Origin of the sequence: Acuticoccus sp., from assembly GCF_965213555.1 — a bacterium.
Taxonomy (GTDB): domain Bacteria; phylum Pseudomonadota; class Alphaproteobacteria; order Rhizobiales; family Amorphaceae; genus Acuticoccus.
In genome coordinates this window covers 3702713-3717132 of sequence record NZ_OZ243890.1, presented here as the reverse complement: position 1 = coordinate 3717132, position 14420 = coordinate 3702713, and the positions used below count along the sequence as shown (strand labels likewise).

Genomic DNA, 14420 nt, shown 5'->3' with positions numbered 1-14420 from the left:
CCTCAGGCGACGGCCTTCGACGCGCGCAGCGCCGCGCGGGCGCCCGCGTCGTAGCCGAGCTCGGTGAGGATCGTGTCGGTGTCCTCGCCGGTGAGCGGGGCGCGGCGGCGCACGCCCCCCTGCGTGGCGGACATCTTGATGGGGGTGCCGGCCACGGTGAGCGGACGGTTGGCGCCGGGCACGTCGACGTCCACCAGCATGTTGCGGGCGCGGAAGTGCGGGTCGGCGAAGATCTCGTCGGCCCGCAGCACCGGGCCGAACGGGATGGTGCCGCCGAGGATCTCCGCCAGCTCGGACTTCGTCCGCATGACGGTGAAGGCGGTGACGAGCGCGTTGACCTCCTCGCGCCGAGCGACGCGCTCCAGGTTGGTCGCGTAGCGCGGGTCGTCGGCGAGCTCGGCCTGGCCGATCAGCTTGGCGAACGGTCGCCAGAACTCGTCCTTCGGGATGCCGAGGCTGACGAACCCGTCCTTCGCCTTGAACAGCCCGAACGGGCACAACAGCGGGTGCCCGTCCCCCTCCGGCGCCGGCGCCACGCCCGTCGTCGACTGCTGGTAGACGATGCGCTCGGTCACCGCGAGGACGCCGTCAACCATGGCGATGTCGACGAACTGGCCCTCCCCCGTGCGCTCCGCGCGCCACACCGCACAAGCAATGCCATAAGCGAGGAACATCGCCGGCATGATGTCGCCGACGCCGGGGCCGATCTTGGTCGGCGCCCCGCCGGGGACGGGGCCCGTCACGCCCATGATGCCGCCCATCGCTTGAGCGACGGGGTCGTAGGCCGGCCAGTTGGTGTAGGGGCTCTCGCCGCCGCGCGGGTCGCCGAACCCGCGCAGCGCCGCGACCACGAGCTTGGGGTTCAGCGCCGCGAGGGCCTCGTAGCCGAGCCCGAGCCGCTCCATCACACCGGCGCGATAGTTCTCGATCACCACGTCGGCCTGGGCCACCAGCGCGGTGAATACGGCGCGCCCCTCGTCCGCCTTGAGGTCGAGGACGATGGACTCCTTGTTGCGGTTGATCGAAGCGAAGTAGCTGCCGTAGCCGCCCTGCTCCATCGTGAGCGCGCCCGGCAGGTGCGGCCCGATGCGCCGCGTGTTGTCGCCGCCTGGCGGCTCGATCTTGATGACCCTCGCGCCCTGGTCGGCCAGCAGCATGGAGGCGAACGGTCCCGCCAGCATCTGCGTGAGGTCGACGACCGTCAGCCCCTCGAGCGGCCCGGTCATGCCACGGGCCGCCAGTCGCGCGTCTTCATGAGGACGGTGCGCTCCACCTCGACGCACAGCGCGTCGTCCTGGTTGACGCCGTAGTGCTTGAACGTGACGACGCTCGCCCCCGCCTGCGGCGCCTCGCGCACGTCGAGCACCTCGGAGTAGGCGTAGAGCGTGTCGCCGTGGAACACCGGGTGCGACAGGCGCACCTTGTCGAGGCCGAGCTCGCGGATCACCTTTTCGCCGGTGTCCTGCGCGGCGAGGCCGATGACCATGGACAGGTTGATCCCGCCGAACACCACGCGCTGGGCGAACAGGCCCTTCGCCTCGGTGCGCATGCGGTGCTCGTTGAAGTGCCCCTCCGCGGTGTTCATCACGAGGTGGGTGAGAAGGACGTTGTCCATCTCCGTCACCGTCTTGCCCCGCGCGTGCCGGTAGATCGCGCCGACCACGAAGTCCTCCGCGAAGTTCGTCGCTGGGGCGCTGCGTGATGGCGCGGCCGTCTCGCTCACTCGGCGGCTTCCTTCAGGCCGCCGTAACGCTCGGCGAAGGCGCGCTCGGCGATCATCGCGTCCACCTGGGACTTGCCGAGCAGCTTGTCGGCGATGATGCGCTGCTGGATCTCGCTCGTCCCCTCGAAGATCTTCGTCAGCCGCGCGTCGCGCCAGTAGCGCTCGATGGGGAACAACTTGGTGTAGCCCGCCCCGCCGTGGATCTGCAGCGCCTCGGACGTCACCCGCTCGGCCATCTCGGAGGCGAAGTATTTGACCATCGATGCCTCCGCGTCGCACCGCTCGCCGGTGTCGATCTTGGCGCACACCGAGTAGAGCAGCTGGCGCGCCGCCTCCACCTCCGTCGCCATGGTGGCGATCTTGAAGCGGATCGCCTGAAACTCGCCGATGGGCAGGCCGAACTGGCGCCGCTCCTTGGCGTAGTCGATGGAGTCCTCGAGCGCGCCCTGGGCAAGGCCGATGGCGCGAGCGGCGGTGTGCGCGCGGGCCCCCTCCAGCCCGCGGGCCATGATCAGGAACGCGCGCCCCTCCTCCCCCATGAGCTGGTCGGCGGGCACGCGGTGCTCGTCGAACGAGAGCTCGTAGGTCTTCCAGCCGAAGTAGCCGATCTTGGGGATCGGCTGGCCGGTGATCCCCGCAGGGAAGCTGCCGCGCTCCTTGTGGATGAGGAAGCAGGAGATGCCTTCCCATCGCTTCGTCGGGCCCGACGGCTCGGACGTGCGCGCGAACACGATGAGGTAGTCCGCCGCGTCCGCGAAGGTGCACCAGTACTTGTTTCCGGTGATCACCCACTCGTCGCCGCGCCGCACCGCACGGCAGGAGATCGAGGCAAGGTCCGACCCGGTGCCCGGCTCCGACAGCGCCGAGGCGTTCAGGAAGTCGCCCGAGACGACCTTCGGCAGGTACTCCCGCTTGAAGTCCTCGCTCATCACCGACTTGATCCAGCCGCCCTGGGCGCGGGCGACCAGCGAGGCGACTGACATCCAGCCCCGTGCGAGCTGCTCGCAGATCAGGCAGTACTCGAAGTTGCCGAGCCCGAGGCCACCGTACTCCTCCGGCACGGTGATGCCGAAGTAGCCCATGTCCGCCATCTTGGCGCGCAGCCCCATGGGGATCTCGCCGTCCGGCCCGTCAAGCTCGTTGGCGACGGGCAGCACCTCCGCCATGGTGAACTCACGCGCCGCGTCGCGGATCATGATCCGCTCGTCGGTGAGGTAGCCCCGTCCGTCCGCCGAGGTCGTCATTGGCGTGTCCTCACAAGGTTGGATCGCTCGTACTCGATCACAGTGTCGCCATTCTGGTTGGTGCCCACGGTGTGCCAGGTGACGATGCCGTAGCCCTCACGCTTCTCGCTGAGCCGCGCGGCGGTGACGGTGGAACGCGCCGACAGGGTGTCGCCGGGGTAGACCGCCGCGCCGAACGTCAGCTTGTTGACGCCGAGGAAGGGGCCGCCGCCCTCCGACAGGTCCTCCACCGAGAGCCCGAACACGGTGTTGAACACCAGGAACGGGTTGATCGGCGACACCGGATGGCCGAGCGCCTGCGCTGCGACCGCGTTCGTGTACTGCGGGTTGTAGTGCATGGTCAGCGTGGTGAAGAGGGTCGAATCGACGTGGCTGAGGGTGCGGCCCCAGTGGTGCTCGAAGGTGCGGCCGAGGGCGAAGTCCTCGTATCGGTTGCCGCGCGGCCAGGGGACCGCCTCGCGCTTCAGCCGCGCGACGGTGTCGTTCATCGCGCCGCGTCCATCAGCACGCGAAGGTCGGGCGCTCCCTCCAACCCGTCGACCGCCTCGATCAGGGCGTCGGTGCGCGCCGCCCCGAGGATGGGCGCTGCCAGGGTCCGCGCCTTGCCGCAAAGCCGCTCCCACTGGGCCGGAACGTCGTCCGCCGGGACGCCGACGTTGCACTCCTGGACCAGCGTGCGACCGTCCGTCGTCTCGATGGCGACCGCGGCGGCGTGGCGCTGGGCGAGCTCGCGCCCCTCGAAGGCGATCCTCGCCCGCGCCTCGCCGAGCCTTGGGTCCTGGGCCACCGCGTCAGTGTACAGCGCGAGGTCCGCGGTGTCGGCGCCGTCGAGGGCGAGCGCGGCGAGGTGGCGGATGGAGAACTTGACCTCGAGCCCCGTGCCCGGCTCGAGGATGTCGCACACGTCGCGGTGGCTGTGCGGTGCGTAGATCGTCATCCGCGCCACCCCATCGAGCGACAGGCCCTCGCGCTCGCGCACCGTGCGCACCGCCTCGATGGCGGAGTGCGTGAGGTAGCACGCGGCGTGGTACTTGAAGAGCGTCGCCTCCACCGCGAACGGCGCACCCGGGTCGGGCCGCACGGGTTGCGCGGCGAAGCTCGACGACTGGGTGGCCGCGAACCCTTGTCGACGCGTCACCGCCCCCTCGCGCGCGGTGAGGCCGCGGGCAGCAAGGCGCGCGGCCATCAGCCCGCTCATCGCCGCCCGTCCGGCATGGAAGGGCTTGGCCATGGTGCCGAACATCGCCTTCAGCCCCGCGGCCTGCGTCGCGGCGAGGCCGAGCGCGGCCTCCGTGCGGTCCGCGTCGAGCTTGAGGAGCGCGGCGCAGGCGGCGGCCGCGCCGAACGTGCCGACGGTGCCGGTGGCGTGGAAGCCCCGCTCGTAGTGCTCGCGGCCGACCATCGCGCCGAGCGCCGCGCACACCTCGTGCCCCACGACTATGGCGGCGAGGAGTTCGTCGCCACGGGCGTCCTCGAGCTCGGCGAGCGCCAGCACCGCCGGCGCGACCGCGGCGGTCGGATGCCCCATCATCGCAGCGTTGACGTCGTCGTAGTCGAGGGCGTGACCCGTCGTGCCGTTGACGAGCGCGGCGTCCGCCGGGCGGGCGCGCTTGCCCGTGCCGATGAGCGTGCACCGGTCGTCGTCCCGCCCCGCGTGCTCGGCGCGCACGATCTCGGCGACGGGCTCGGCGGTGCCGGCGATGGTCACCGCGAGCCAGTCGAGGAGGGCGTGGCGGGCCCAGGCGAGCGCGGACGGCGAGGGCGCGTCGTTCGCCGCCCCGGCGATCCAGGCCGCGAGCGCTCGGGTGGTCTCCTCCGCCTCGGTCGCCAGCTGCACCTGTGCCATGGTCCCGACCTCCCCCGCGCTCGGCGATCGACATTCGGGCAGCCATGCTGGACCATCAAGCAGGCGATGCCAACGATCACGCTGGTGATGCTCGTCCCTCGCTGATCGTGGGTAGGACGAGGCGCGTCGGGCGGACTGGCTCACGACCCGGGACGGGAGGGGTGGCATGGCAGGTTGGCGCGACGCGACGCCGGTCCTCGTCGGCGTCGGCGAGGTGACCGAGCGCACCGACGACCCGGGCGACGGGCGCGAACCCCTCGCATTGATGGCGGAGGCGCTCCGCCGTGCCGACGCCGACGCCGGTGGGGGCTGGCTTGCAAGGCTCGACACGCTGAACGTGGTGAACTCGGTGAGCTGGTCCACGGTCGACCCCGTCGCCCGGCTGTGCAGTTTGATCGACGCCGCTCCCCGCACGAGGACGTACGGCGAGGTGGGCGGAGAGACGCCGATCCGCTTCCTCAACGAGGCTGCCGGCAGGATCGCCTCGGGCGAGGCCGAGGTCGCGGCGATCGTCGGGGCGGAGGCCGCCGACACCGTGCTACGGGCGAGCCGCTCCGGCATCGCCCTGCCCTGGTCGCCCGCCGGTCCGCCGCGCAGGCGGCTCGACTTCAAGGCGCTGTTCCATCGCGCAGTCGTCGCGAACGGGCTGACGACGCCGCTCATCGTGTACCCGTTCTACGAGGCGGCGAGCGCGGCCGCCTGGGGCCAGTCCCCGGCCGAGGCGACCGCCGAAAGCGCCGCGCTGTGGTCCCGCTTCGCCGCGAGCGCGGAGCAGAACCCGGCCGCCTGGATCCGCCGCGGCGCGAGCGTGCAGGAGATCGCCGAGCCGACGCCCTCCAACCGCAGGGTCGCCGGCCCTTACACCAAGCTGATGGTGGCGAACCCCAACGTGAACCAGGGCGCCGCGCTCATCCTGACGCGGCACGACCTCGCCAAGGCCGCCGGGGTCGGCGACGATCGCCTCGTGTTCGTCCTCGGCGGCGCCGGCGCGGACGAGCCGCGCGACTTTACGCGGCGCAACGCCTACCACCACTCGACCGCCATGGACGCGACGCTTCAGGCCGCCCAGCGCGTCGCAGAGGACAACGGCGACGCGCTCGAGCACCTCGAGCTCTACAGCTGCTTCCCGTGCGTGCCCAAGATGGCCCGCCGCACGCTCGGCCTCGGCGCGGACGTCGAGCCGACGGTGACCGGCGGCCTCACCTTCTTCGGCGCGCCGCTCAACGACTACATGACGCACGCCGCCGCGGCGATGGTGCGCTGGCTGCGCCAGGCCGATGGCGCGGGGCTGCTCTACGGACAGGGTGAGTTCGTCACCAAGCACCAGACCGCCGTGCTGTCGCGCACGCCGCCGCGGCGTCCGTTCGCGATCGACGCGGACGCCCAGGCGGTCGCCGACGCCCGTCGCGGGCCGGTGCCGCCCATCGACCAGGACCGACGCGGCGCGGCGGAGGTGGAGACCTACACGGTAGGCTACGCCCGCTCCGGCGAGCCGGAGTTCGCCGTGGTGTTCGCCCGCGCCGGCGAGGCCCGCGTCGTCGCCCGCTGCGACGCCGACGACCCTGCGACCCTCGCCGCCTTCGCCGCGCCGGACGACTGGCCCATCGGCCGCACCGGCCGGCTGGAGGAGTGCGGCACTGGAACGCCGCGCTTCGCCCTCTGACGGGTCAGCCGGCGAGCTCCTCGCGCAGCTCGCGCTTCAGCACCTTCCCCAGCGCGTTGCGCGGCAGCTCGGCGCGGGTCACGACGCGGAACAGGCGCTGGTGCTTGGCGAGCCGCGCGTTGGACCAGGCGAGCACGTCCTCCTCCGACGCCGTCCCGCGCGGCACGATGATCGCGACCGGCGTCTCCCCCCACTTCTCGTGCGGCACGCCGACGATGGCGACGTCGAGCACGTCGGGGTGGCCCGCCACGACGGGCTCCATGTCGGCCGGGTAGATGTTGAGACCGCCGGAGATGATCATGTCCTTCTTGCGGTCGACGATGGTGAGGAACCCCGTCTCGTCCATGCGACCGATGTCCCCCGAGCGCACGAAGGAGCGTCCGCGCTCGTCCCGCCACAGCGCCGCCGCGGTCTCGGCGGGCCTGTCGTGGTACTCGCGCAGCAGCCCGGGACAGTGGCCGACGACCTCGCCCGGCTCGCCAGCGCGGCACGGTCGGTCCTCCAGATCCACGATCCGGACGCTCTGCCCGATGATCGGCATCCCGACCGTGTCCGCCTTGGTGGCGTGATCCTCCGGCTTGAGCAGCGTCGCGATCCCCTCGGTGTAGCCGTAGAGCTCGAAGAAGGCGTGCCCGAGGTGGGACAGGACCTTGCGCTTTAGGTCGGGCCGCAGCGGCGAGCCCGCCGACAGCACGACCTTGAGCGAGGAAAGGTCCCGCTCCTCGAGGCGCACCCCATCGAGGATCATCGCGATCTGGCTCGGCACCACGAAGGCGTGGGTGATCGCCTCGCGCTCGATGGTGGCGAGCAGCGCCTCGACGTCGAACTTCTTCAGGATGTGCAGCGTGCCGCCGCAGAACAGCGGCGGGAGCACCATCAGCCAGGTCCCGGCCGTGTAGAGCGCGGTGGAGACCAGCGAGCGCGCCGTCTCGTCGTACCGCATCTCGACGGCGTTGGAGACGCAGAAGTACTGCCGTGCCTTGTGGGTGTGGACGATGCCCTTGGGCAGCCCCGTGGTGCCCGAGGAGTACATGATGGAGAAGACGTCCTCCATCGCGAGCGGCACGGCGGGCTCCTCCTGCGACGCGCCCTCGGTGAAGGCGGCGAGGGAGCGCCACCCACCGCCCTCGAAGCCGACGCCGACGAGCAAGGCGAGGCTCGGCACGCGGTCGCGAACGGGGTCGACGAGGTGGCAGAGGTCCTCGGACGCGATGATGGCGCGTGCCCCGGCGTCCGCGAGGAGCCCGGCGAGCTGGTCCGCGGTGACCAGGCTGGACGAGGGCACCAGGCAGGCGCCCGCCTTGACGACGCCGAACATCGCCTCGACCGCCTCCACCGAGCTCGACATCAGGACCGCGACGCGGTCCCCGCGGCCGATGCCGGCGGCGATGAGCGCGTTCGCGAGCCGGTTCATGTTGGCGTTGAAGTCGCGCCAGGTTCGCCGCGTCCCGCCGCACACCACGGCGAGGCGGTCGGGCCGGCGCCGCGCGTGCCCGGCCCACACGTCGGGCAGGAGGAGGTTCACGTCGTCAAACATTGGAGCCTCCGCGCCTCCCCGGCCAACGGTTGTCAGGACTTCTCCACCAAGGGGCAACCGCCCTCCTCGAGCGGCCGGACGATCTCCGCCGCAGGCACGCGGCGGATCACCTTGAGGAGGTCCCACTCGCCGGTGACCTCGGCCGGCGCCTTCACCTCGACGAGGAAGAGGTCCTTCATGAGGCGCCCGTCCTCGCGCAGCTTGGCGTTGTCGGCGAACACGTCGTCGACGGGCAGCTTCATCGTCGCCATCACCGCGCCGCCCGCGTCCGACCCCGCCGCCTCGACCGCCTTCAGGAAGTGCATCACCGCGCTGTAGACGCCCGCCTGGGCCTGGGAGGGGACGGCGCCACCCATGCGCTCGCCGAAGCGCGCCGCGAAGTCGCGGCTCGCTCGTCGCGGTCCCAGTAGTACCCGGTGAGGAACTGCAGGCCCTGCGCCTCCTCAGGCCCCACCGCCTTGGCGGACTGGACGTAGAAGATGAGCGCGGCGAGCTTCTGCCCGGCCTGCGTCACGCCGAACTCGCCGGCCTGCTTCGGCGCGTTCACCGTGTCGCCGGAGGCGTTCGCGAGGCCGATGACCTTCGCGCCGGAGGACTGCGCGGACAGGATGAAGGAGGCGTAGTCCGTGTTGTTGACGGGGTGGCGCACCGAGCGGAGCGTCTCGCCGCCCGCCACGGCGATGACGTCGCGCACGGCCTCCTCCATGGCGTGGCCGAAGGCGTAGTCCGCGGTGATGAAGTACCAGCTGTCGCCGCCCTCCGCGACGATGGCCTTCGCGATCCCCTGCGCGAGCGCGTAGGTGTCGTAGAGCCACAGCCCGCCGTTGGGCGAGCAGCCCTCGCCGTAGAGCGCCGCCGTCGCCGAGCCGACGTGGATCACCGTCTTGTCCGCCTCGCGCACGATGTCCTGCACCGCAAGGCTGACCGCGGAGTTGGAGATGTCGACGAAGAGGTCCGCCCCGCCGGTGTCGATGAGCTCGCCCGCCTGGAGCGCTCCGACGTCGACCTTGTTCTGGTGGTCCACCGAGACGACCTCGATGGGCGCGCCGTCGACGGTGCCGCCGAAGTCCTCCACCGCGAGCTCGGCCGCCGTCACCGACCCTTGGCCGGAGGTCGGCGCGTAGCCCGACGTCATGTCCGTGAGCACGACCACCTTCACGGCGCCGCCGCTGACCTCGGCCATCGCCGCGGTCGAAGCGAGGGCGAGCATCGCCGCCAGTAGGGTGCGCGTCATGGGATCCCTCCCTGTCGTCCTGTCCCGGCACCGGCGTAGTACGGCAGGCCGCAAGACGCCATCGCCGGCGTGAGGAGGACGGGTTGGCCCGGGACGTGCTTGACCCGCTGCAGCGCCGCCTTGACCGTCGCCCGGTGCGGCGCGCACCCTCGCGGTCGACCGACCGCAACCCGCCAACCCTGGAGCCGCCGATGTCCACGACGTCGTTCGTATGCCGCCCCTTGAGCCTCGCCTTCGGAGCCGTCCTGGCGCTCGTCGCCCATGGAGGTGAGACCGCCGTCGCGCAGGAGTACACCTGGCGCATCCAGTCGAACCTCAACGAGGGCGATCCCGGGCAGGTGGCGCTGCGCGAGGGGTTCGCCGACACCGCGTCGCGCATGTCGGGCGGGCGTATGGCGTTCGAGGTCTACCCCGTCGGCGCGCTCTACCCCGTGGCCGACGGGCTCGAGGCCGTCGGCGCGGGCGTCACCGAGATGGCGCTCCTCACGGGGGGTTACTACTCGGGCAAGGTCGGTCCCATAGCCATTTTGGAGACCGGCGTGCCCGGTTCCCTGCGCACGCCGGTGGAGCGCTACAACTTCTTCTACCGCCAGGGCTTCCTGGAGCTTGCGCGCGAGGCCTACGCGCCGTTCGGCGTGTACTACCTCGGCCCGCAGCTCTCCTCCTCGTGGGACCTCATGTCGAAGACGCCGATCACCTCGGCGGAGGACTTCGACGGCCTGAAGGTTCGCGCCTTCGGCATCGAGGCGGATTGGTTCGCGGCGATGGGGGCGAGCCCGGTCTTCATGGGCGGGGGCGAGATCTACACCGCGCTCGCGACCGGCGTCATCGATGCGGCGCGCTGGTCGAGCCCGGCAGGCAACTTCAACTCCTCGTTCCACGAGGTGGCGAAGTACTACGTGCAACCCTCCGCGATGCCGGTGCCCAACAACTTCTTCGCGGTGAACCAGGCGGCGTGGGAGGGGCTCCCCGACGACCTGAAGGCGATCCTGGAGGAGGCCGCCATCCGCTCCTCCCTCGAGTACCTCGCCATCGCCATCGAGCGCGACGCCAAGGCGCTCGAGGAGATGAAGGCGGCCGGCGTCGAGGTGGTGACCATCCCGGACGACGTGTGGGTCGAGATGGAGGGCGAGGCGCGTTCCCTCTGGCAGGCCTACGCCGAGGAGGGCGACCTTCCGCGGCGCGGCGTCGAGATGCTCAACGCGTTCCTCGCCGACCTCGGCCGCGCCGAGTAGCGCGCCGCCGTGCTGGCCCGCGCGGTCGCAGCCATCGACGCCGTCATCGCCGCGCTCGGCCGTGCGGCGGCGTTCACCGTCCTCGGCATCATCGCCGTCATCCTGTTCGAGATGGTGATGCGCGGCTGGCTCGGCCGGTCGCAGCCGTGGACCGGCGACGTCAGCGCGTGGCTCCTCGCGGCGCTGATCTTCCTCGGCGGGCCGTGGGCGCTGGCCCGCGGCCACTTCGTGCGGGTGGACGCGCTCTACGACCGGTTCAGTCCGCGCGCGAAGGCGCTCGTCGACACCTTGGTGTCCACCGCGCTGTTCGCCCTGTTCGTCGGCGTCCTCCTACGCTTCGGCTGGTCGTTCTTCGCCAAGTCCTATGCCATCGGCGAGGTGTCGGCGACCGGCGCCTGGAGCGGACCGGTCTGGCTCGCCAAGGGGCTCCTGCCGCTCGGCGCGGCCCTCCTCGTGCTCGCCTGGGCGAGCCACCTCTACCACGTGTGGGCGGGCCCGCCGGACGCGCGTCGTTGACCGACCCGGTCCTCACCACGTCGCTCTTGTTCGTCGGCATGGTGGTGACGCTCGGGCTGGGCGTGCCCATCGCCTTCGCCCTCGGGGGCCTCTCCATCGCGCTCATCACGGTGTTCTGGAGCCCGATGGCGCTCAACATGCTGCCGATCCGCGCCTTCGCGACGGCGACGAGCTTCGAGTACGTGGCGATCCCGCTGTTCATCTTCATGGCGGCGATGCTGCAGCGCGCGCGGATCGCCGACGACCTGTTCGACACCATGCAGCGCTGGTTCGGCGGCCTGCGCGGCGGGCTCGCCATCGGCACCGTGGTGATCTGCACGCTGTTCGCCGCGATGGCCGGCGTGTCGGGCGCGGCGACCATCTCCATGGGCCTCCTCGCGGTGCCGGCGATGCTCGCGCGCGGCTACGGCAAGGGCGTCGCCCTCGGCTCGGTGGCGGCCGGCGGCTCGCTCGGCATCCTCATCCCGCCGAGCGTGACGATGATCGTCTACGGCATCGTCTCCAACACCTCCATCGGCAAGCTCTACGCCGGCGGCGTGCTGCCGGGGCTCCTCATCGCGGCGCTGTTCTGCGTTTACCTGATCGTCCGCGGCGCCCTCGACCCTGAGGGCTCGGGCGGCACGACGATGGAGCGCTTCACCCTGCGCGAGAAGCTCGCGAGCCTCACCGGGCTCGTCGTCCCCGTCGCGCTCGTCGTCGCCGTCATGGGCTCGATCCTCACCGGCGCGGCGAGCGTGTCGGAGGCGGGCGCCGTGGGCGCAGCCGGTGCGCTGCTCGCCGCGACGGTGCTGGGGCGCATGACGTGGCGGCGGCTCACCGAGGCGTGCTTCGAGACGCTGCAGCTCTCCTGCATGATCTTCTGGATCGTCATCGGCGCCACGGCGCTGTCGACGTTCTACACCGCCATGGGCGCGGCGCGGCTCATCGAGGGGATCGCGCTCGGCCTCGAGGTGAACCGATGGGCGATCCTCGTCGGCATGCAGTTGATCCTGCTCCTCATGGGGATGCTCCTCGACACCGTCGGCATCATCATGATCACGGCGCCGATCTTCGTCCCCATCGTCATCAAGCTCGGCTTCGATCCGGTCTGGTTCGGCATCCTTTACATCATCAACATGGAGATCGGCTTCCTGACCCCGCCGTTCGGCTACAACCTGTTCTACCTGCGCGGCGTCGCCCCGCCGTCGGTCGGCATGGTCGACATCTACCGCTCCGTCGTGCCGTTCATCCTCCTGATGATGCTCGCCGTCGCCATCTGCATGATCTTCCCGCAGATCGTGCTCGTCCTGCCGAACGCGCTCTTCTGATGCGGCCCGCAGCGAACTTGACACCGCCAGTGCCCGGTCCGCTTCATGCTCGCGGCGACGGCGGCCTAAGGACGAGCGGGAGCGCGAGCGCATGACGGTCAGCGTGGGGGTGGACGTCGGCGGCACGTTCACCGACTTCCTGCTCGTCGACGGTGCATCGCAGTCGTTCCGCTCGGCGAAGGTGCCGACCACGGTCGACGACCGGGCGCGCGGCTTCATGGAGGGGATCGACGCGCTGGGCACGGCGCCGTCCGCCATCGACTGGCTGGTCCACGGCACCACCGCCGGCACCAACGCGGTGCTCGAGAGGAACGGCGCCGCCGTCGGCCTCATCACCACGGTCGGCTTCCGCGACAGCCTCGAGCTCGGCCGCCGCACGCGCCCGAACGCGTGGGGGCTCACCGGCAACTTCGAGCCGCTCATCCCGCGCCACCGGCGCCTCGAGGTGACCGAGCGCATGGACGCCGACGGCCGGGTCGTCCTCCCCCTCGACGAGGACGAGGTGCGCACCGCCGTGGACCGGCTCCTCGCCGATGGGGTCGAGTCGGTGGTCGTCCACTTCCTGCACGCCTACGTCAACGACGCGCACGAGGTGCGCGCGGCCGAGATCGTCCGCGGCTTGTGGCCGAACCCCTACGTGGTCGCCGGCCATGAGATCGTGCGCGAGATGCGCGAGTTCGAGCGCGGGTCGACGGCTGCGATCCACGCCGGCATCGCCCCCATCGTGGCAGGTTACATCGAAGGCGTCGCGGGGACCTTGCGCGGGCGAGGCTTCGCCAACGAGCTCCTCGTCATGCAGGCGAACGGGGGCATGATGGCTGCCTCGCTCGTCGGCGAGCAGGCGGTGCAGACGGTGATGTCGGGTCCCGCGGCCGGCGTCCTCGCCGCCGCGGCCATCGCCAAGGCCGCAGGGACCGGCAACGTCATCACCGCCGACATGGGAGGCACCTCCTTCGACGTGGCGCTGGTGGTCGGCGGCGAGCCCATCGTGTCGGCGGAGAAGGACCTCGCCTACGCGGTGCCGATCCGCATCCCGATGATCGACATCCACACCATCGGCGCGGGCGGCGGCTCCATCGCAAGGCTCGACCGCGCCGGCCTCCTGCGCGTCGGACCGCAGAGCGCGGGATCGTTCCCCGGCCCCATCGGCTTCGGTCGTGGCGGCACCGAGCCGACGATCACGGACGCGAACTTCCTCCTCGGCAGGCTGAACCCCGACGCGATCATCGGCGGCACCGGACGTGCGCCGATGGACGCGGTGCGCGGCGCGCTCGCCGACCTCGGCGCAGCCCTCGGGCTCGACGCCCACGAGGCCGCGGCGGCGATCCTGAAGGTCGCGGTCGCCGAGCTCGCCGGCGCGATCCGGCTCATCTCCATCGAGAAGGGGCACGACCCACGCGACTTCGCGCTGATGCCGTTCGGCGGCGCGGGGCCGCTTCATGCGGTGGAGATCGCCCGTGAACTCGGCATCCCGCGGGTCGTCGTGCCGCGCTTCCCCGGGCTCACGTCCGCGCTCGGCTGCATCCTCGCGGACGTGCGCCACGACTTCGTGCAGACGGTGAGCGCGCCCCTCGCGAGCGTCGCGAGGGCCGAGGCGGATGGGGTCCTAACCCGCCAGGCGCAGGCGGGACGCGACCTCCTGGAGCGCGAGAAGGTCGTCACGACGGCGGTCGAGGTTCGCCACGAGGCGGACCTGTTGTTCCGCGGCCAGTCCCACGTGCTGCGCGTCCCCATCGCCGGCGACGCGTTCGACGGCGAGCGCCTGCTGGCCGACTTCACGGAGGCCTACCACCGCCGCTTCGGGCTCTCGTTCCCCGAGATGGTGCCGATGCTCGTCAACTTGCGCACCACGCTGATCGGCCGGCGCGACCCCGTCGACCTGTCGCTGTTCCGCGCCATGCCGGACGGCGGCGAGGCGCGCCGGGGCTCGCGCCGCGTCTGGTTCGAGGACGGCTGGCACGACGCGGCGGTGTGGGACCGCGACCGCCTGACGCCCGATGCGCGCCTCGACGGACCCGCCATCGTCGAGCAGGGCGACGCGACGCTCGTCCTCGATCCCGGCTCGACGGCCGCGGTCGACGACGTCGGCAACCTCATCATCACGCTCTAGCCGCC

Annotated in this window: 11 protein-coding genes and 1 pseudogene; 5 read left to right on the top strand and 7 right to left on the bottom strand. The window is 71.4% G+C overall.

What is annotated here, in order from left to right:
- Positions 1–2: 2 nt before the first annotated feature.
- Genes ACOOE8_RS17360 through ACOOE8_RS17340 form a run of 5 tightly spaced genes read right to left on the bottom strand, consistent with a single transcriptional unit; the run spans position 3 to position 4813 of the window.
- Positions 3–1226, bottom strand: a complete 1224-nt coding sequence (locus ACOOE8_RS17360) for a CaiB/BaiF CoA transferase family protein (protein ID WP_420392656.1) — start codon at positions 1224–1226, stop codon at positions 3–5.
- Positions 1223–1723 carry a MaoC family dehydratase gene (locus tag ACOOE8_RS17355; protein WP_420392655.1) on the bottom strand — a complete coding sequence of 167 codons (501 nt, stop codon included), beginning with the start codon at positions 1721–1723 and terminating at the stop codon, positions 1223–1225. The genes ACOOE8_RS17360 and ACOOE8_RS17355 overlap by 4 nt, the downstream gene beginning before the upstream one ends.
- Positions 1720–2967 carry an acyl-CoA dehydrogenase family protein gene (locus tag ACOOE8_RS17350; RefSeq protein WP_420392654.1) on the bottom strand — a complete coding sequence of 416 codons (1248 nt, stop codon included), beginning with the start codon at positions 2965–2967 and terminating at the stop codon, positions 1720–1722. Before ACOOE8_RS17350 ends, ACOOE8_RS17355 begins: the two co-directional genes overlap by 4 nt.
- Complete coding sequence (locus ACOOE8_RS17345; protein WP_420392653.1) at positions 2964–3455, bottom strand: MaoC family dehydratase; 492 nt, start codon at positions 3453–3455, stop codon at positions 2964–2966. Before ACOOE8_RS17345 ends, ACOOE8_RS17350 begins: the two co-directional genes overlap by 4 nt.
- The gene (locus ACOOE8_RS17340) at positions 3452–4813 is read right to left on the bottom strand and encodes an MmgE/PrpD family protein (RefSeq protein ID WP_420392652.1); all 1362 of its coding nucleotides are present in this window, start codon (positions 4811–4813) and stop codon (positions 3452–3454) included. Before ACOOE8_RS17340 ends, ACOOE8_RS17345 begins: the two co-directional genes overlap by 4 nt.
- 166 nt (positions 4814–4979) lie before the next feature.
- On the opposite strand from ACOOE8_RS17340, the gene ACOOE8_RS17335 reads away from it, so the two are divergent.
- The gene (locus tag ACOOE8_RS17335; protein ID WP_420392651.1) at positions 4980–6476 is read left to right on the top strand and encodes an acetyl-CoA acetyltransferase; all 1497 of its coding nucleotides are present in this window, start codon (positions 4980–4982) and stop codon (positions 6474–6476) included.
- Between the two features lie 4 nt (positions 6477–6480).
- Here ACOOE8_RS17335 and ACOOE8_RS17330 read toward each other — a convergent pair whose 3' ends face one another.
- Both ACOOE8_RS17330 and ACOOE8_RS17325 read right to left on the bottom strand, forming a co-directional pair.
- Positions 6481–8013 carry a class I adenylate-forming enzyme family protein gene (locus tag ACOOE8_RS17330; RefSeq protein ID WP_420392650.1) on the bottom strand — a complete coding sequence of 511 codons (1533 nt, stop codon included), beginning with the start codon at positions 8011–8013 and terminating at the stop codon, positions 6481–6483.
- Positions 8014–8045: 32 nt separating this feature from the next.
- Positions 8046–9148: pseudogene (locus tag ACOOE8_RS17325) on the bottom strand (ABC transporter substrate-binding protein).
- 290 nt (positions 9149–9438) lie between these two features.
- Here ACOOE8_RS17325 and dctP point away from each other — a divergent pair.
- The 4 genes from dctP (at position 9439) to ACOOE8_RS17305 (ending at position 14415) form a co-directional block, all read left to right on the top strand.
- The gene (gene dctP, locus ACOOE8_RS17320; RefSeq protein ID WP_420392649.1) at positions 9439–10482 is read left to right on the top strand and encodes a TRAP transporter substrate-binding protein DctP; all 1044 of its coding nucleotides are present in this window, start codon (positions 9439–9441) and stop codon (positions 10480–10482) included.
- A 9-nt stretch (positions 10483–10491) separates the two neighbouring features.
- Entirely contained in the window at positions 10492–10998 is a 507-nt protein-coding gene (locus tag ACOOE8_RS17315; RefSeq protein ID WP_420392648.1) for a TRAP transporter small permease subunit, read from the top strand.
- Complete coding sequence (locus ACOOE8_RS17310) at positions 10995–12305, top strand: TRAP transporter large permease (RefSeq protein ID WP_420392647.1); 1311 nt, start codon at positions 10995–10997, stop codon at positions 12303–12305. Before ACOOE8_RS17315 ends, ACOOE8_RS17310 begins: the two co-directional genes overlap by 4 nt.
- 91 nt (positions 12306–12396) lie before the next feature.
- Positions 12397–14415 (top strand): hydantoinase/oxoprolinase family protein, encoded by a 2019-nt coding sequence (locus ACOOE8_RS17305; RefSeq protein WP_420392646.1) that lies wholly within the window; start codon positions 12397–12399, stop codon positions 14413–14415.
- Positions 14416–14420: the final 5 nt, after the last annotated feature.

Coding starts and splice junctions, on each gene's coding strand:
- dctP (WP_420392649.1), top strand. CDS start 9,439: ATGTCCACGACGTCGTTCGTATGCCGCCCCTTGAGCCTCGCCTTCGGA.
- ACOOE8_RS17345 (WP_420392653.1), bottom strand. CDS start 3,455: ATGAACGACACCGTCGCGCGGCTGAAGCGCGAGGCGGTCCCCTGGCCG.
- ACOOE8_RS17330 (WP_420392650.1), bottom strand. CDS start 8,013: ATGTTTGACGACGTGAACCTCCTCCTGCCCGACGTGTGGGCCGGGCAC.
- ACOOE8_RS17340 (WP_420392652.1), bottom strand. CDS start 4,813: ATGGCACAGGTGCAGCTGGCGACCGAGGCGGAGGAGACCACCCGAGCG.
- ACOOE8_RS17350 (WP_420392654.1), bottom strand. CDS start 2,967: ATGACGACCTCGGCGGACGGACGGGGCTACCTCACCGACGAGCGGATC.
- ACOOE8_RS17335 (WP_420392651.1), top strand. CDS start 4,980: ATGGCAGGTTGGCGCGACGCGACGCCGGTCCTCGTCGGCGTCGGCGAG.
- ACOOE8_RS17305 (WP_420392646.1), top strand. CDS start 12,397: ATGACGGTCAGCGTGGGGGTGGACGTCGGCGGCACGTTCACCGACTTC.
- ACOOE8_RS17360 (WP_420392656.1), bottom strand. CDS start 1,226: ATGACCGGGCCGCTCGAGGGGCTGACGGTCGTCGACCTCACGCAGATG.